Consider the following 17,407-nt stretch of genomic DNA (forward strand, 5'->3'; position numbering starts at 1 on the left):
TTATCAACATTATGAGGAATAAATAATTATGTCTCAATCCGATTTAATCAATAAACCAGAATTAAGTAACACTACCAAAGAAAATAATCTCATAGAAATTTTACGAGAAATTCAAGCAACACCTAAAGAATATTGGCCAAATCTCCTACAAATAATGCGAGTATTTCGAGAAAGTGTTACTTTTAAACCTGAGATTTTTAACCATTCTCAGCTAGAAATAGACGCACAACAACAAATTTTAAATCAACAACATCAATTACTCAAAGAATTAACCAAAGAGTGGTTAGAAGAAGGAGAACAAGAAGAACAAACGGAAACTTGGGAATATTTGCGGCAAAAACAAGAAATTGATGATAATCCTTTTTAAGATTAAGCTGAATTTATATGAATAAATTGATTTTCCTCTACAGATTGGATAAATCAACAATTTGCAATATTAGGAATTGATCTCAACAATGGAGGAGAAAATAAAAATTAATGCTGATGTCATTTATAATAGAATTATAGCCTAGTAGTAGAGGTGAAACTATGACCATTGAACAAGCAGTTTTAGAAAACCTGCGAGAGTTGCCAACCGATAAACAACAAGAAGTTTTAGATTTTATTCAATTTCTCAAACATAAATTACCACCAAATAAACCAACTTTTAATCCTGACGGTGAAAATTTCTGGGAAATGACCTTACGATTTCGGGAACGGATGGAAAGAGAAGGTATAGAATTTACAGATGATGATTTTGCCAATCTTAGAGATCGTAGTCCAGGACGAGAGGTAGAACTGTGACTTTTCGTTTTCTTTTAGACACTAATATTATTTCGGAAATTAATAAAAAAATCCCCAATAAATTAGTTGTTGATAAAATGAATCAGTATCAAGGTGAAGTAGCTACAGCTTCAGTAGTTATTCATGAATTATTATTTGGCTGTTTACGTTTACCTCCTGAATCTGGAAGAAGACGTTTTTTAGAAGATTATATCGAGGAAATACCTGCTAAAATGCCTGTGTTTAATTATGATCTCAAAGCTGCAAAATGGCACGCACAGGAAAGAGCTAGATTATCAAAAATTGGTAAAATACCTGCTTTTATTGATGGACAAATTGCGAGTATTGCGTTCTGCAATGACTTGATTTTAGTAACAAACAATATGGCAGATTTTCAGGATTTTGAGGATCTGATAATTGAGAATTGGTTTATTACAGTTGATTAAATTGAGGTAAATTACAGCAGTTATCCGTTTATGAAGTACAGATATTAATAATAAAACTCTTGTGGTGCGGGCATCTTGCCCGCACAAGGTGTACCTCACTCAAAGCTACTTGCTGTATGATAGAAGGAGACAATATTTACCATTGAAATTAGACAGCGATTCCGACTTCTGGAAGAAGCCGGGGATCTAAGTACAACAAAACTAACCAGTAATCGTTCCCGTTACAGGTGAACTCGCACTAGCATACTCTTTAATGGGCATTCTACCGGACAAGTAAGCTATGCGACCCGCCACAGTTGCTAAATTCATCGCATAAGCCATGGCTGGGGCATTTTCAGCCAAAGCGATCGCACTATTAATTAATAACGCATCTGCACCCAATTCCATCGCCTCAGCGGCTTGTGAAGGCGCACCAATACCCGCATCTACCACCACTGGTATTTTAGCATTTTCAATAATAATCCGAATATTGGCGGTAGTTTTCAGCCCTTGTCCAGAACCAATGGGCGCAGCTAAAGGCATCACAGTGGCACAGCCAACCTCTTCTAACCGCTTTGCTAACATAGGATCAGCATTAATATAAGGCAATACAGCAAAACCTTCTTTTACCAATTGTTCTGCCGCTTGTAAAGTACCTATGGGATCTGGAAGTAAATATTTAGGATCAGGTATAACTTCTAACTTGACAAAATTATTATCTTCTTGTCCCAATAATTTCGCCATTTCTCGTCCCAAGCGTGCCACCCGAATGGCTTCCTCCGCAGTTTGACAGCCAGCAGTATTAGGTAACATCCAAATCTTACTCCAATCTAGCGCCTCTGCTAAACCTTCATGTCCCGGTGCATTAGTTTGTACCCGTCGCACGGCCACCGTTACAATTTGACAACCACTGTTTTCGACACTTTGCTGCATTTCCTGGATACTGCGATATTTACCAGTTCCGGTCATTAACCGAGAACTAAAGCTTTTACCGGCAATAATTAATGGTGAATCTTGAATATTTAGATCTGATAGTCTCGGCGTAGCTATGTCACAAAATGATTTATTTTGGAGCTTGTTTACACTATTAATATTAGTATTAGTGACAGTAGAATTAACGAGCATTGATGTAGTAGTAGATGACACAGCAGAAAAACGGGAATAGTGGAAATTAGGTAAAAGAGGATCTGTTTTTTGTTCGCAAATCAAATCAGCAATTAATGTCGCTGTCACTGGTGCGAGTAAAATTCCATTGCGGTAATGACCAGTAGCCAAAGTTAAATTAGGACAATGACTAGCACCCAAAATAGGTAATTCATCGGAGGTAGCTGGACGAAATCCCCACCAAAGTTCTTGAAGAGGATAATTTTCTAATTGGGGATACAAGCGAATAGCTGATTGTAGTAAACTTTGAATCCCGACCGGGGTATTATCAGCAGTAAATCCCACATCTTCATTAGTTGCACCAATAATGATAGAACGATTGCGTCGGGGGACAATATAAATACCTTCTCCAAATAATACTCTAGTTAAGGGTAATTCATTGAGACAATCTGGGACTCGTAAACTCAACATTTGTCCTTTGCGGGGACGCACTGCTAAAGGTAATAATTGATTTACCCAAGCACCAGCGGTTAAAAGATAATGGTCAGCCCGAAATAAACCTATATTAGTTTGGACACCAATCACTTTTCCCTGTTGTTGAGAAATAGCTTCTACGGTAACTCCGTCTTGAAATATAATACCCTCAGACTCCGCCGCAGTCCGTAGAACTTTAATTAAAGCCCGGTTATCAACTTGTCCATCTTCAGGATACCACCAACCACCGACCACATCCTGACCCAAACCTGGTTGATATTGGTTAATAGTATCTTTATTCAACCAGTGGGCGTTTCTATCCCCTGTATTTTGTGGTTGTTGATAAACTGGTGCGAGGATACCACAAGGCCAATAACCTGTATTATTTACATCCTTTTCTCCAGTTAATTCTGCTAATTTTTCCGTCCAATTTAAGTATAAATTGCGCGATCGCCGACACAAAGACAACATCGGCTCATGAGTAATATTTTCTGCTTCAGGAGCTAACATTCCGGCGGCGGCGTGGCTGGCGGCAGCAGTAAAATCACGTGAAAGTACAGTTACATTAGCACCCCGTAATTTCAGTTCAAGACCGCAAGCCAACCCGATAATACCACCACCAATAATTAAAACATCATTAGTCATTAGTCATTAGTCATTAGTCTAGTAAATAACTAATAACTCATAAAGGCTAACAAAGGGAGTAGAATTTGTTGACATACTCACCGACCTGAAGGTGCGGGGAAACACTTGACACTTCACCGGAACACGCCACAAGTGGTCTTATCGTCCCTCCATGTCCGTTTAAAGTCTCCCAATGCCATAAGGCGACTATGACCAAATTTTAACATAAAGCCGTCCTAAAAGGACGGGGCTTGTATCCCAGATTTTTGGTCATTGGTCATGAGTTATTTAATTTTGACCGTTGACCGTTGACCGTTGATTTTTAACTTAACTTATCTCTAGTTACCACAAAGCTCGAATTGGTTGTTTGTCTTGATTAACATTACTACTGGAATTTGATAGCCCGCGTGGTGTAGTCATGTCACTATCTGTACTCGCCGTTTCCCTGGTAGAATCAGAACTTTGGTCACTAGCGCTTGTTTCTTCTGTAGTGTTAGAAGAATTACCTGAATTTCCAGTAGAAACATTACCTTGAGCTACATTAGTGCGGCGGCTTTCACTGTTAGAATCATTGCTTTTAATCGTTTCTGACTCATTACTAGAATTATTTTCCCTATCATTACCACCAGCGGCACTATTAACATTAATATTAGCTGGGAGAACACTGGATGCTCTGCGTCCTGTTGGCACATTAGCACTTTGTTGTCCGCCCATAGGGAAGTTAATTCCCAGTAGCGTACCTAGCAAAATTGCTACGCCGCCAGCCATCAAAATCAAGGGTGTCCATCTACCCATCTTGTTTGTCTCCTTTTTAACCTTTTGGTATCCAAACTATTTGAGAACCTTGACCCCAAAAACCGTAAAATTTAGTCACTTTAATAGCACCTAAAACCTGAGTTTGACAAGCCAAACCCAAATTACCTGTGGGAGAATGGGGAAGAAGGGAACGCAGAAGAATGCTCAGACCAATTTACTGCGGACACTTTGCCTTCTACCTTAACCGCACAAGTACCATAAGTGCCAATTCCTTTCCTCATATTTAACAGGATTTTGGGGATCATTTCCTTTGCTGGTCTTGAGAATGAAAACAGCCTAGAATTAAATTCTTAACAACCTTCGATACAGCAGACAGAACCGGTTATGGTTTTTGCTAAAGGTTTGGCAGAGGAAGAATAAGTACCGAATGGTTTGAGGGTTTCCTGCATGGGTAAAATGGGTTAAACCCCCAAGGGGATAGTGGCGAAGCTTTGAGACTGGAAGTAGGAAGAAAATATGAAGCTTCGCTACACTTCCTCAGAGCAATTGTTAGCATTTTTGTATGGCCTGATGAAACTACCAAAACAGCTTTTTGTTGTTTATTCGCGTGCAGCCAAGTTATCTCTCAGGTGTCAGTGTTGAATCAAAGGTTCAACAATTTTTATGACCAAAACTCCCTCAAATCAACTTTGGCTCTATGACACTACTCTCCGGGACGGGACCCAACGGGAAGGACTCTCAGTGTCCATAGAAGATAAGTTACGCATTGCTCACCGACTGGATCAATTAGGGATTCCGTTTATTGAAGGTGGTTGGCCGGGCGCAAATCCTAAAGATGTCCAGTTTTTCTGGCAACTTCAGCAAAATCCCCTCAAACAGGCAGAAGTTGTTCCCTTTTGCTCTACCCGTCGTCCTCATACCAAACCCCCAGATGAACCCATGCTGCAAGCGATTTTGGCGGCAGGTACTCGCTGGGTGACTATTTTCGGTAAATCCTGGGATTTGCACGTTACAGCCGGACTCAAGACCAGTCTAGAAGAAAATTTAGCCATGATTGGTGACACGATTGAGTATCTGTGTTCTCAAGGACGACGGGTAATTTACGATGCTGAACATTGGTTTGATGGTTATAAGCAAAATCCTGATTATGCTTTACAAACTTTGACAACTGCTATGACCGCAGGTGCGGAATGGTTGGTTTTATGCGATACCAATGGTGGGACTTTACCTCATGAAGTTACACAAATTGTTCAGGATGTTAATTGTCATTTGTCAATGGCCAATGGTGAATGGTCAACAATTCCGCAAATAGGAATACATACTCATAATGATTCAGAAATGGCGGTAGCTAATGCTCTAGCAGCAGTTATGGCGGGTGCAACAATGGTACAAGGGACAATCAACGGTTATGGAGAACGCTGTGGTAATGCTAATCTGTGTTCTCTGATTCCTAATTTACAGCTAAAGCTGGGTTATAGTTGTATCTCCCAACACCAGCTACATCAACTGACAGCGGCTAGTCGTTTTGTCAGTGAAGTTGTCAATCTCGCTCCTGATGAACACGCACCTTTTGTAGGACGTTCCGCTTTTGCCCATAAAGGCGGTATTCATGTATCAGCAGTAGAACGCAACCCTTTAACCTATGAACATATTCAACCAGAACAAGTCGGAAATACACGCCGCATTGTCATTTCCGAACAGTCTGGACTCAGTAATGTTTTGGCTAAAGCCCGGACTTTTGGTATTGAGTTAGACAAGGATCATCCCCAGGCTAGACAAATTCTCCAGAGGATGAAAGAATTGGAAAGTGTCGGCTATCAATTTGAGGCAGCGGAGGCGAGTTTTGCCCTGTTGATGTATGATGTTTTAGGTCTGCGTCAACAATTTTTTGAAATCAATGGTTTTCAAGTCCATTGTGATTTGATTCAGGGCAAAGAAACAACTCATTCTTTAGCAACTATTAAGGTCACTGTCAATGGTGAAAATATTCTGGAAGCTGCGGAAGGTACTGGACCTGTAGCGGCTTTGGATGCGGCTTTGCGTAAGGCTTTGGTGAACTTTTATCCGCAAATTGCCACCTTTGAGTTAACAGATTATAAAGTTAGAATTTTGAATGGAAATACCGGAACTGCGGCAAAAACTCGTGTCTTAGTTGAATCTCGCAATATTCAACAACGCTGGACAACTGTTGCCGTTTCTAAGAATATCTTGGCCGCCTCTTATCAAGCAGTAGTTGAAGGTTTGGAATATGGTTTATTATTACATTTCCAAGCAGAAAACTCTTGTGAAAGTTGAGCCGTAAATAGGTAAATATAAGTAGGTTGGCGTTAAAAATTGTCGTTATGACAAGGGAATAGGGAACAGGGAACAGGGAACAGGGAACAGGGAACAGGGAATAGGGAACAGGGGACAGGTTACAGGTTTTGGGCAACTTTACTTTTCGTTACTTGTGTCGGTTTTTCCGTTCACCTACTTACAGCGTTTTCCGCTCTGATGAGGTATAAAGTTGAATCATGAAACTCTTGTAGTGCGGGCATCTTGCCCGCTAGATATGTACCTCATAACACTCTTGTAGTGCTGTAGCATTCCTCGGTGGGTTGTGAACGGATTTTTTTGGAACGAACCTACTAGGACACAGAGGACGCAGAGGTAGAGAAAAGGGAGGTATTGTCGTTTTAGTTATAATCGCTATGTATCCCGAACTTATTGAAGAAGTCCGGGATATGTATAATTATGTGGAATTAATTTAATAGCCGCTTTCACTCGATGAGGGGGAGTGAGGGAGAGGGGGAGACGAGAAGAGGAATTATGCTCTATCTATTCCCTTTGGGACTCTTTAGAACTATATTAATTAGGTAGCTAGTAATCTGTTACAGAATCGGTCTGTAATTTAAGGCTACATACATAAAATAGCCCTTTTTAATTATATAACCTATGCCAGCAAATTCCTGGCCTGAAAACAATACTGATCACGGAAACTCTGATCCCCTTGACCTGATCTTACCTGACCTCTCAGAAAATAAAGAATCAGAATACCTACAACCAAAACGATTTAAAGGCCGTCGTGGCAAAGCTGCTCTAGTTTTAACTATAGTCTGGAGTGGGACTATTACCCTACATTTAGTTTCTTGGGGTTCGATATTGATCCTGGGACTGACAACAATACTGGGAATTCATGCCTTGGGGATTATTTTTACCAAACCCCGCGACCATTCCCCAAAAATAGAGGCAGATTTGCCTTTTGTGTCTGTGTTAGTGGCTGCTAAAAATGAAGAAGCAGTAATTGGCAGATTAGTTAAGAATCTCTGTAATTTGGAATACGGTAATGGTGAATATGAAGTCTGGATTATTGATGATAATAGTACAGATAATACACCCCAATTATTAGCAGAACTCCAGCAAGAATATCAACAACTGAATGTATTTAGGCGTTCTCCCCAAGCTAGTGGCGGAAAATCTGGAGCATTAAATCAGGTATTACCACTGATAAAGGGAGACATTATTGCTGTATTTGATGCTGATGCCCAAGTTACACCAGATTTACTATTTCAGGTAGTTCCTTTGTTTGAAAAAGACAGAGTAGGGGCTGTACAAATACGTAAAGCGATCGCCAATGCTCCAGAAAATTTCTGGACTAAGGGACAAATGGCGGAAATGTTGTTGGATATCTGGTTTCAAGAACAGCGGACTGCTATTGGTGGTATTGGTGAACTCCGAGGTAATGGTCAATTTGTCCGTCGTCAAGCCCTAGCAAGTTGCGGTGGTTGGAATGAGGAAACTATCACCGATGATCTGGATTTAACTATCCGCTTACATTTAGATAAGTGGGATATTGAATGTGTTTTTCATCCCCCAGTGGAGGAAGAAGGTGTTACCAATGCTACAGCCCTTTGGCATCAACGTAACCGCTGGGCGGAAGGTGGTTATCAACGTTATTTAGACTACTGGGATCTGATCCTCAAAAACCGCATGGGGACAAAGAAAACCTGGGATTTGTTGATCTTTATGGTGACAATGTATATCTTGCCAACGGCGGCAATACCAGATATATTAATGGCGATCGCTCGTCATCGTCCACCTATGTTAAGTTCTGTAAGTGGGTTATCTCTAGGGATGTCAGTTATAGGTATGTTTGCGGGTTTAAAGCAGGTCTATAAGGCTACCCCAAGGCTATCAGAACAGCTAAAACCGTCTACATATTTAGTGTTACTTTTACAAACCCTTCGCGGCAGTTTATATATGTTGCATTGGTTAGTAGTTATGAGTAGCACCACAGCGCGAATGTCGTTCCGACCAAAACGTTTAAAATGGGTAAAAACTGTTCATAAAGGTGTGGAAAAATCAATTTTGTAATTAGGTAATATAGCAATTCCCATGGAAGTATGGAAGTTAGGTACAAGAACTCAGAATTAAACGCAGATAAACGCGGATAAACGCAGATAATTTTGTACTTTATTAGACTAGGATTCGCTATCAGGTTAATACTCCCCGGTCTCAGGACACGGGGATTCTTGGTTAAAATAGTTAGACAAGCTGATTATCTTCAAGCGGGAACTACAAAATTTTCACTCCCAGCTAAATCAAAAGCCGCGTGAATAACTTGTAAAGCTTTCACACCTTCATCAATACCTACAACACAACTAATTTTAATTTCTGAGGTAGCAATCATTTGAATGTTGATTTGATTTTGCGCTAAAGCTGTAAACATTTTCGCTGCAATTCCTGGTTGTCCTACCATACCAGAACCAACGATACTAACTTTAGCGATCGCACTATCTAATATTACCTCACCCCAATCATATTCCGCTGCGACTTGTGTAAGTTTTTCTTGAGCGATTTCTGCATCTATTTTAGCCACAGTAAACGCGATATCCCGACGGGGAACACCGTCTACCACCCGACAACGTTGGGATTGAATAATCATATCCACACTGATGTTATATTCTGCCAAAAATCCGAACAATTTAGCGGCCATACCCGGACGGTCTGGTAATTGACGAATAGCAATCCGGGCTTGATTCCTGTCTAAAGCGACACCACGCACAGCGGGGGCTTGAGGACTTGGATAGGCCAGGGAAGTACAGGAAGAATTGATCTCAAATGTATCACACAAAGCAACTATAGCGCGATCGCAATCTACAGCATCAACTACACAACTCACCTTGACCTCACTGGTAGAAATCATCTGAATATTCACACCAGCGGCCGCCAAAGTTTTAAACATTTGCGCTGCTACCCCTGGTCTACCAATCATCCCCGCGCCGACAATACTAATTTTTGCAGTATCTTTTTCTACTAAAACCTCTGCTTCATTGGAACTGGGATTGTTTCTCAATGCCGGAGCTATAGCCGATGATACCGCTTCCGCTCGTTTTAATATTGATGTATTTACTGTAAAAGCAATGTCGTTACTATTACCTTCATGAATAGATTGAATAATCAAATCCACATCCACATTTTGCTGAGAAATTTCGCCAAATAACCGGGCTGCTACCCCAGGTTGGTCAGGAACGCGCAATAAAGCCACCTTAGCCTGTTGCATATCAAATTCTATAGCGTCTACAGGGCGAGCTAATTCTAAGTTAATTAACGCCCGATTTCGTCTTGGAGGGGTTGTTACCCACGTTCCCGGTTGATCTGTCCAACTTGAACGTACCACCAAGGGAACGCCATAATTACGGGCAATTTCCACAGCCCTGGGATGTAATACTTTCGCCCCTAAACTTGCCAATTCCAGCATTTCATCACTGCTGATTTCTGTCAATAATTGGGCTTGGGGGACAATGCGGGGATCTGTAGTTAAAATACCTGGTACATCTGTATAAATTTCACAGAAATCTGCGCCAATGGCTGCGGCTAAAGCAACTGCGGAAGTATCAGAACCACCACGCCCCAAAGTAGTAATTTCTAATTCTTCTGTGTTGCTAATCCCTTGAAATCCAGCAACCACAACAACTTTACCGTCATTAATCTGCCGCATTAAGCGTTCTGTTTCAATATGTAAAATGCGAGCGCGGGAATGTTCAGCTTCAGTAACAATGCCTACCTGAGCGCCAGTCATGGAAATTGCTGGTTGTCCAATTTCCTGTAATGCCATACTCAATAAGGCAATAGTAACTTGCTCTCCTGTAGAGAGTAGCATATCCATTTCCCGACGATTAGGGGTTTTAGAGATATCATGAGCTAGTTTAACTAATCCATCGGTAGTTTTCCCCATGGCTGAAACTACTACTACTACAGAATTTCCAGCTTTGACAGTTTTTTCAACTCTAGTCGCAACCGCTTGAATACGTTCGACTGAACCAACAGATGTACCCCCGTATTTCTGAACTATGAGCGCCATAATTTTAAATATTCGATCTATTTATCCTAAGTGAGTAAGCTAGGGAAAGATTAAAAAAAATTGACATTCACTGAACCTTTAGATACAGTGATTCTTGGTTGAACGAGTCCACTCAAATTAGACCCCTTGCGGTATCTAGTAAGCGAGGTGGTTCTGTTATATAAAACCTAGACAAAGCTAGACTTTACTTTCTACCTCAACAGGAGTTTTTGGGAGGTTATCCCTCCGTAGACTTACACGCTGTAGCCCAACGCATTTAGCTGTCTTCAACGGCGCAGCCATCTTTCTTTTGTAAAAGTTTTGAAAAAGACTACCACTATTATTGCTTGGTTTTTGCGTCAGCAATAGTCTTAATTTAATACTTGATACTTGATATCTTAGGATTATATATCAAGTAGTTGATTTTTTTAACTAAAATATCTTGATTTTTTATATTGATTTTTGTCCACAGAAATATAGCTTTGTCTAGCAAATTGTCAGCTTAGGACTAGATATCTAGTCCATAAGAAGATTCTACCTATTCCTGGGCAGGAATTAGAACTATGGAATAGAACCTTCAGCAAAAACCATTGTACCAGATGTTTCTAAAGACCTAACCCGGCGATTAGAAAGATGCTTCCAGCACGCTACCCATAGCTTGCTTACCCGTTGCGCTACGCAGGTACACAGAGAAAACCCACCTACCTGAGTTAAAAAACCTTAATTTGACCTTAGCCCACGCAGATGGACTTAGTTTGTATAGTAGCGTTCTCCTTGGGCGTGGCGAAGCCATATTATAGGAATCCGGTTTGATTCTGTGAATTTACTTGTGTGGTCAGGGAACAGGGAACAGGAAAGACAGCATTGATACCTACTGAGTCTTGTATGGCTACGCCACCCAAGCTATCAAAAATCAAATAGGATTCCTATATATTCGCCCTATACTTTTAAAACATCCTCTTAGGAATCTTGCAGGGTAGACGCAAAGGAAAACCAGCAATTTATCAATAACATCCTGTAAATCCTCAAATCCTGTAAATCCTGATTCTGACAAAATAAACCTTTACATCACCCTAAAAAGTCTGTTATCATTAAACTAAATATCCATAAACAGGATCAAAAAAACACTTATGATTCAATATCATCCTATCGCTACTCAAATTTACAATTTATTAATTAAGGATGAAATTACAAAACAAGAAGGAGAAATTATTGTTAATTTTTTCAATATATCTGTAGAAATCAATGAAAAAAGTGCTGTAGGATATATATTTGAAGAATGGTTTGCTGAATGGATGAGACAAAAAAAGATTAATTTCAAGACGAAACAAAATACTCAAGAGTTCCCTGCTTTTTTGGTTGATGAAAATTCAAATATTACTAAAGATAATTATCTTTTACACACAGGAGAAGAATTATAAGTTTCACAGAAAAGTTAAAACATATTCTTTTTTAGGAACTGATAACATTTTTTGTATAACTATTCTTTCTGCAATTTCTCTTACAATAGGAACTACTACAGTATTTCCTAATAAGTCAAATGCTTTAGTAATAGGTAAATTAATTTGATAATCTTCAGGAAAACCAAATAATCTTAATCCTTCTCTAATTGTTAAACATCTTAAACCATCCCCATCAACTACTGCTAATTTCTGCATATCTGTAGCTACTAAAGTGGGTGCAATATCATGAGGATCGAGAATTTTATTGATAGGAAAACTCAGTTTACCCACCACTATATTATATCCTTTGGGTAAATCAAATCTATATTCTCTTTTTTTAACCTTGTTACCATCTTTATTTATTACTTCCTGAATATCTTTAGGATGTTCATATTTTAAGTAACCTTTATTTGCTAAATCATCTAACATTTCTGCTAATTTAGGATGGGGATAAAAAGTAGCAATTTCATCTACCGTTAATGGTATTCCATCCATCCAGTGAATCCCTTTTTTTGCAGACCATATTTTTCTTCTTCTTTGTTTTAGCAATAAATTCAATAATTCCCTTTGTACTAAACTCACATTTCCTTTTAATTCTAAATCCCAACTATGAATATTATCTTCTCCTCCTCTTTTATCTTTAATTGATTTTCCATAAAGTTCTTCAATAGAATATTGTTGTAATAATTTTTTGGCAAAATTAGTTTGTAAAGTTGAACAACCTGTTTCTAAAATATCTAATAATCTGGGTTTAGCATTTTTAGAGAAATTCAGAGAAATAGCATTTGTTTTAGTTCCTGCTATATAAACTCTTTTTCTATCTTGAGGAACACCAAAATCTTTAGCATTTAAAACATCATATTTTACCTGATAACCTAATTGTTCTAATTTATTAACAATAGTTGTTAATGTTCTCCCATCATCATGTTGTACTAAACCCTCCACATTTTCCAATAAAAAACCAAACGGTGATTTATCTTTTAAAATTCGTTCGATTTCAAAAAACAGCGTTCCTCTAGTATCTAAAAATCCTTGTCTTGTTCCTGCACTACTAAAAGGTTGACAGGGAAAACCAGCTAATAAAATATCAAAATCAGGTATTTGTTGAGTTGAAATTGTAGTAATATCACCCCATATTTTATCTTGTTGAAAATTCTCTTGATAAACTTGAATTGCTGAAGTTTTTATTTCGGATGTTAAAACACATTCACTTTTAAATCCTAAAGATTGACAAGCTTGTTCTAAACCTAATCTTATTGCCCCAATTCCTGCAAATAAATCAACAAATTTAATAGGTAACATAAAAATTTTATTGCAATCAACAATTCACATTTTACCATAAAATCTATTGTTTGAATAGTCATTATTAGTAATTAATCATGAGTTTTACAAAACATCAATAACTTAAATTAAATGTTTTTTGAATTATTTATATATACATGAATACATCATTGTATAAATATATCAGCAGGGGTAAAAATGGTATATATGAAATATTAACCACGCAATAATGACAAAATTGAGCGATCGCTTTGCAACAGTCTACACTACTTAAGTTATACTAAATTAACAACTGCAATTTTTTAAAAAAGGAAAACCAGAAATTTATCAACAATATCCTGAAAATCCTCAAATCCTGGATATCCTGATTCTGACAAAATAAAACTTGACATGACCGAAAAACTCTGTTATTATCATACAACATACCCTACTCTAACTTTTATAAAAAAAATTTATCGCTGTGATGCGATCAAAGAAGGGAAAAGAGCAAGAGTGTAAACGGCTACTAAGTCCTCCCAACAACGCAGACAACACGAAAACCAAACTGGCTGCCGAGTATGACGTAGTCGCGCACGTCCCAAGGGAAGACGTGGCGAGACGCAGAACGGCAGAAACGAGGAAGGAAGAACCAAGACCCGCCTCGCAACATATTATAACTGCTTCGTCCTGTCAAGGCACTGCCGTCTTTAGGTGCATCACTATAATTATCTATATAATCATCCAAACACCACTCCCATACATTACCGTGCATATCATACAAACCAAAAGCATTAGGGGGAAAAGAACCTACATCTGTGGTTTGTTGACGATTCTGTCCTTTTGGTGCAGAACCATAAGTGGAATTACCATTATAGTTTACCAAATCAGCAGTAATACTTTCACCAAAATAAAACGGTGTGGTAGTTCCGGCTCTACAAGCATACTCCCATTCGGCTTCACTGGGTAATCTGTAGTTTTTTCCTGTCTTCTGGCTTAACCTTTGACAAAAAGTAACTGCATCATTCCAACTGACTCTTTCCACTGGGCGATTATTGCCTTTGAATTGAGAAGGGTTACTACCCATGATAGCTTGATATTGTGCCTGTGTCAATTCATATTTTGCCATGAAGAAAGCAGGAACAGTAACTTGATGTTGGGGACCTTCGTTTGAATACCTTTCTGCTTCGTTTTCCGGTGAACCCATGATAAATGTTCCCCCTGGGATTTCCACCATTTCCAATGTCACACCATTTCCTAAATCTTCTGTAAAGTATGTTGCACTTTCATTCCGTCGGTTAATGATGTTTCCGGTTGCGTTAGTGCTGACCACTTCAAATTTGAATGTTTTAAGGTTATTTATAATAGGAGTTGGTGTATTTCCAGGAGTTATTGGAGTTATTGTATTTTCAGGAGTTGGTGTATTTTCAGGAGTGATTGTATTTTCGGGAATTAAAGTTTGATTTTGCTTCCCAGAAAATAAACTTTGTCCTATAAATGCAACAGTTACACCACCTAAAAATAATCCTCCATAGATAAAACCGCGACGATTGATTGTAGTTGGAGAATTTCCCGAAATTTGATTTTGATAAATTTGATTTCCCCCTGGAGGTAGATAAACTATAGGAGGAATTTGTATATCTTTGATGACTTGATCCGCAGATTGATACCGTTCTTGAATCTCAATTTTCAACAACTTATCTAAAACTTTCCCCAAATCCTGACTAACAGAAACGGGTGAATTTTCTCGCCAATTATTCACCCAACTCAAACCATTTATTGTCCATAAATTAAAAGGATTAACCCCTGTTAATAAATGAAAACAAGTTGCACCTAAAGCGAATAAATCACTGGCTGGATAAGCTTCACCACCTTGTATTTGTTCCAGTGGACTATATCCATAAGAACCAATTTGTGTTCCTATTTGGGTGTGAACTGTGATAGTTAATTGTTTTGATGCTCCAAAATCAATTAATACCAATTTACCATCAATTGCTCGGCGCATGATATTCTGTGGTTTAATATCTCGATGAATAACCTGGCGCTCATGAATAAACTTTAAAAGTGGTAATAAATCTAGTAATAATTCTCTAATTTGAATTTCGTTATATTTCCCCTTTTGTTCTAATTCATCTAATAAATTATCCCCTTTAATAAACTGTTGTACCAAATAGAGAAACCCATTATCTTCAAAATAAGCAAACAGTGTTGGTATTTGCTGGTGTTCTCCTAAATCTTGTAAGCGTTTAGCTTCTTCAATAAATAACTCTGTGGCTTTTTTTAAAGCGTAAGTTCCTGACTGTTTAAGTGCAAGTTGCTTGATTACACAGGGTTCATTTAACTTTTGGCTATCTTCCGCTAAATAGGTTCTCCTAAAACCACCCTCATTAGAAAGCACACGCAATACTTGAAAGCGATTGATTAATAATGGTATCAATGGGGTTCTGCAAGATTGACAGAACTTATTATGATCAGGGTTGATAGGCTGGGAACAATCCGGGTTTAAGCAGCAAATCATAATCTGTGATAGATGACCGTATAACCTTTATAATACAATATCCAGTAATTCCGCGCTCCCTATTCTCTGATATAATACTAAATTAACAACTGCAATCCTTTAAATAGTATGAGTGAAACCCTGGCTGATATTGCTATACCACCGCAGTTTCCTGATCATACTCAACTCCCAGAGTCTGATGGTACATTCGTGAAGAATTTTCAAGAACATCCCCAAAGTATTATCATCACAGATTCCATAATTCAAAGTTTACAAAAATTACATCCTGATGGACAATTTTGTATAGGTCAAGATTGTGGTATTTACTGGCGCGAAACTGAACCACCAGAAAAAGGTACAGTAGCACCAGATTGGTTTTATGTCCCTGATGTAGCACCAAGATTAGATGGTAAAATTCGTCGTTCCTATGTATTATGGCGGGAATATATTCCTCCATTAATTGTTATAGAATTAGCCAGTGGTAATGGTGACGAAGAAAGAGATTCCACCCCTCTAGTGGGTTTACAGGAAGGTGAAAAACCTGGTAAATTCTGGGTATATGAACGTATTATCCGTGTTCCCTATTATGCCATCTATGAAGTTAATCATGGCAAATTAGAGGTTTATCATTTGGTGGATTTTGCTTACCAAAAAATCCAGCCTAACGAACGTGGACATTATCCTATTGCGCCATTAGGTGTAGAATTGGGACTATGGCAAGGAAGTTACTTAAATAATCCTGAACAACTTTGGCTGCGCTGGTGGGATTTAGATGGTAATTTGTTATTGGTAGGTCAAGAAGAAGCCCAATTACAAAAATTAAGGGCTGAACAGCAACAACAAAGGGCTGAACAGCAACAACAAAGGGCTGAACAAGCAGAACGAAAAGCTGCACAATTAGCCGAACGTTTACGGGCAATGGGGATAGATCCAAATGATGATTTATAATCATTTTGGGTATTTTCTGCGCTAGAATACTAACTAATTGCAGAAAACGAACCGCAGAGGCGCAGAGGACACGGAGAGAATATGGAAAGGGTAGTTTTATTAAGAGGGTTACAAGTTAATTGGGTGAGTTTTTTTGCTGATTTCCTGTTAGCTGGTATGGTTTTTGGTCCCCCTCTTGCTCCTTTTCTCGCTGGGTCTGGTGTGTTTTTGCTTCCGGGTATTGCGGATATTATTTACTTTATGGGTGATCATGTCTGTCCGCAGCCTACTATGGGTTTGGAGTTAGCACCACCTTTTATTATGGCGGTTTGTATGCGCTGTTATGGCACAGTGACAGGTTTATTAATTACTCGGATTTTGTATAGTTTAACTGATGGCAAAGGTGTTTTTTGGTTAAGTCAATATGGTAGAAATGGCGCTGCTTATGCTACTGTGTTAATGATGGCCTATCCTTTGGAATTAGCAGCCCAGATTTTCGGTTTATGGGATTTTAATAATTATATTGTTACTCCTTTCGGTTTGATTACTGGTCTAGCTTGGGGTTTATTTACTATGCCAATTTTACATTTTCCCAGGTCATGAAGTGGGTTGGGTTACAAAACCCAACACCACAAATTATTCGTTCTAATTATCTTAAAGAAGTTATGACTGTAAAAACTGTTCTACATTATTTTATTTATCATTATTTATTGGAAAGTCCTAAAGGGTAACTGGGTTTAGTTTGGATAGCTAAATTTCCAGTTACCCGATATTTCTAAATCACAAAATTGTACAATTCAGTTTTTGGCTCTTTCCA

Annotated in this window: 13 protein-coding genes and 1 pseudogene; 8 read left to right on the forward strand and 6 right to left on the reverse strand. The window is 38.6% G+C overall.

All coding sequences use genetic code 11. From position 1 onward, the window contains the following. Positions 1–28 precede the first annotated feature (28 nt). From H6G25_RS04300 to H6G25_RS04310, 3 genes are all read left to right on the forward strand, one after another. Positions 29–367 carry a hypothetical protein gene (locus H6G25_RS04300; RefSeq protein WP_190391396.1) on the forward strand — a complete coding sequence of 113 codons (339 nt, stop codon included), beginning with the start codon at positions 29–31 and terminating at the stop codon, positions 365–367. A 161-nt stretch (positions 368–528) separates the two neighbouring features. After that, on the forward strand, positions 529–783 hold the full coding sequence (locus H6G25_RS04305) for a DUF2281 domain-containing protein (protein WP_190391397.1): 255 nt from the start codon (positions 529–531) through the stop codon (positions 781–783). Beyond that, entirely contained in the window at positions 780–1,208 is a 429-nt protein-coding gene (locus tag H6G25_RS04310; protein ID WP_190391398.1) for a type II toxin-antitoxin system VapC family toxin, read from the forward strand. The genes H6G25_RS04305 and H6G25_RS04310 overlap by 4 nt, the downstream gene beginning before the upstream one ends. Positions 1,209–1,409: 201 nt before the next feature. On the opposite strand, the gene thiO is transcribed toward H6G25_RS04310, so the two are convergent. From thiO to H6G25_RS21030, 3 genes and pseudogenes are all read right to left on the reverse strand, one after another. Next, complete coding sequence (gene thiO, locus H6G25_RS04315) at positions 1,410–3,410, reverse strand: glycine oxidase ThiO (protein WP_190391399.1); 2,001 nt, start codon at positions 3,408–3,410, stop codon at positions 1,410–1,412. Between the two features lie 321 nt (positions 3,411–3,731). Continuing rightward, entirely contained in the window at positions 3,732–4,184 is a 453-nt protein-coding gene (locus tag H6G25_RS04320) for a hypothetical protein (RefSeq protein ID WP_190391400.1), read from the reverse strand. A 16-nt stretch (positions 4,185–4,200) separates the two neighbouring features. Then, positions 4,201–4,435 (reverse strand): annotated as a pseudogene (locus H6G25_RS21030) ((2Fe-2S)-binding protein); the annotation flags it as partial. Positions 4,436–4,808: 373 nt separating this feature from the next. Here H6G25_RS21030 and cimA point away from each other — a divergent pair. Both cimA and H6G25_RS04330 read left to right on the forward strand, forming a co-directional pair. Then, complete coding sequence (cimA, locus tag H6G25_RS04325) at positions 4,809–6,440, forward strand: citramalate synthase (protein WP_190391401.1); 1,632 nt, start codon at positions 4,809–4,811, stop codon at positions 6,438–6,440. A 639-nt stretch (positions 6,441–7,079) separates the two neighbouring features. Next, positions 7,080–8,498, forward strand: a complete 1,419-nt coding sequence (locus H6G25_RS04330; RefSeq protein WP_190391402.1) for a glycosyltransferase family 2 protein — start codon at positions 7,080–7,082, stop codon at positions 8,496–8,498. Positions 8,499–8,688: 190 nt separating this feature from the next. Here H6G25_RS04330 and H6G25_RS04335 read toward each other — a convergent pair whose 3' ends face one another. Continuing rightward, complete coding sequence (locus H6G25_RS04335) at positions 8,689–10,488, reverse strand: aspartate kinase (RefSeq protein WP_190391403.1); 1,800 nt, start codon at positions 10,486–10,488, stop codon at positions 8,689–8,691. A gap of 1,109 nt (positions 10,489–11,597) precedes the next feature. Here H6G25_RS04335 and H6G25_RS04340 point away from each other — a divergent pair. After that, positions 11,598–11,888: an NgoBV family restriction endonuclease gene (locus tag H6G25_RS04340; protein WP_190391404.1), complete on the forward strand. Its 291-nt coding sequence runs from the start codon at positions 11,598–11,600 to the stop codon at positions 11,886–11,888. A 3-nt stretch (positions 11,889–11,891) separates the two neighbouring features. On the opposite strand, the gene dcm is transcribed toward H6G25_RS04340, so the two are convergent. Together dcm and H6G25_RS04350 are read right to left on the reverse strand one after the other, a co-directional pair. Beyond that, complete coding sequence (dcm, locus tag H6G25_RS04345) at positions 11,892–13,211, reverse strand: DNA (cytosine-5-)-methyltransferase (RefSeq protein ID WP_190391405.1); 1,320 nt, start codon at positions 13,209–13,211, stop codon at positions 11,892–11,894. A 484-nt stretch (positions 13,212–13,695) separates the two neighbouring features. Further along, positions 13,696–15,684 (reverse strand): SUMF1/EgtB/PvdO family nonheme iron enzyme, encoded by a 1,989-nt coding sequence (locus tag H6G25_RS04350; RefSeq protein ID WP_190391406.1) that lies wholly within the window; start codon positions 15,682–15,684, stop codon positions 13,696–13,698. A 108-nt stretch (positions 15,685–15,792) separates the two neighbouring features. Here H6G25_RS04350 and H6G25_RS04355 point away from each other — a divergent pair, with 108 nt between their 5' ends. Then, positions 15,793–16,611: a Uma2 family endonuclease gene (locus tag H6G25_RS04355; RefSeq protein ID WP_190391407.1), complete on the forward strand. Its 819-nt coding sequence runs from the start codon at positions 15,793–15,795 to the stop codon at positions 16,609–16,611. A gap of 81 nt (positions 16,612–16,692) precedes the next feature. Beyond that, entirely contained in the window at positions 16,693–17,193 is a 501-nt protein-coding gene (locus H6G25_RS04360) for a DUF2085 domain-containing protein (protein WP_190391408.1), read from the forward strand. Positions 17,194–17,407 lie beyond the last annotated feature (214 nt).

It is taken from the genome of Dolichospermum sp. FACHB-1091 (assembly GCF_014697585.1).
Lineage (GTDB): Bacteria > Cyanobacteriota > Cyanobacteriia > Cyanobacteriales > Nostocaceae > Dolichospermum.

Excerpts from the sequence above, each read along its gene's own strand:
- dcm (WP_190391405.1), bottom strand. The coding sequence starts at position 13,211 with ATGTTACCTATTAAATTTGTTGATTTATTTGCAGGAATTGGGGCAATA.
- H6G25_RS04320 (WP_190391400.1), bottom strand. The coding sequence starts at position 4,184 with ATGGGTAGATGGACACCCTTGATTTTGATGGCTGGCGGCGTAGCAATT.
- cimA (WP_190391401.1), top strand. The coding sequence starts at position 4,809 with ATGACCAAAACTCCCTCAAATCAACTTTGGCTCTATGACACTACTCTC.
- H6G25_RS04305 (WP_190391397.1), top strand. The coding sequence starts at position 529 with ATGACCATTGAACAAGCAGTTTTAGAAAACCTGCGAGAGTTGCCAACC.
- H6G25_RS04335 (WP_190391403.1), bottom strand. The coding sequence starts at position 10,488 with ATGGCGCTCATAGTTCAGAAATACGGGGGTACATCTGTTGGTTCAGTC.
- H6G25_RS04340 (WP_190391404.1), top strand. The coding sequence starts at position 11,598 with ATGATTCAATATCATCCTATCGCTACTCAAATTTACAATTTATTAATT.
- H6G25_RS04360 (WP_190391408.1), top strand. The coding sequence starts at position 16,693 with ATGGAAAGGGTAGTTTTATTAAGAGGGTTACAAGTTAATTGGGTGAGT.
- H6G25_RS04330 (WP_190391402.1), top strand. The coding sequence starts at position 7,080 with ATGCCAGCAAATTCCTGGCCTGAAAACAATACTGATCACGGAAACTCT.
- thiO (WP_190391399.1), bottom strand. The coding sequence starts at position 3,410 with ATGACTAATGATGTTTTAATTATTGGTGGTGGTATTATCGGGTTGGCT.
- H6G25_RS04300 (WP_190391396.1), top strand. The coding sequence starts at position 29 with ATGTCTCAATCCGATTTAATCAATAAACCAGAATTAAGTAACACTACC.
- H6G25_RS04355 (WP_190391407.1), top strand. The coding sequence starts at position 15,793 with ATGAGTGAAACCCTGGCTGATATTGCTATACCACCGCAGTTTCCTGAT.
- H6G25_RS04350 (WP_190391406.1), bottom strand. The coding sequence starts at position 15,684 with ATGATTTGCTGCTTAAACCCGGATTGTTCCCAGCCTATCAACCCTGAT.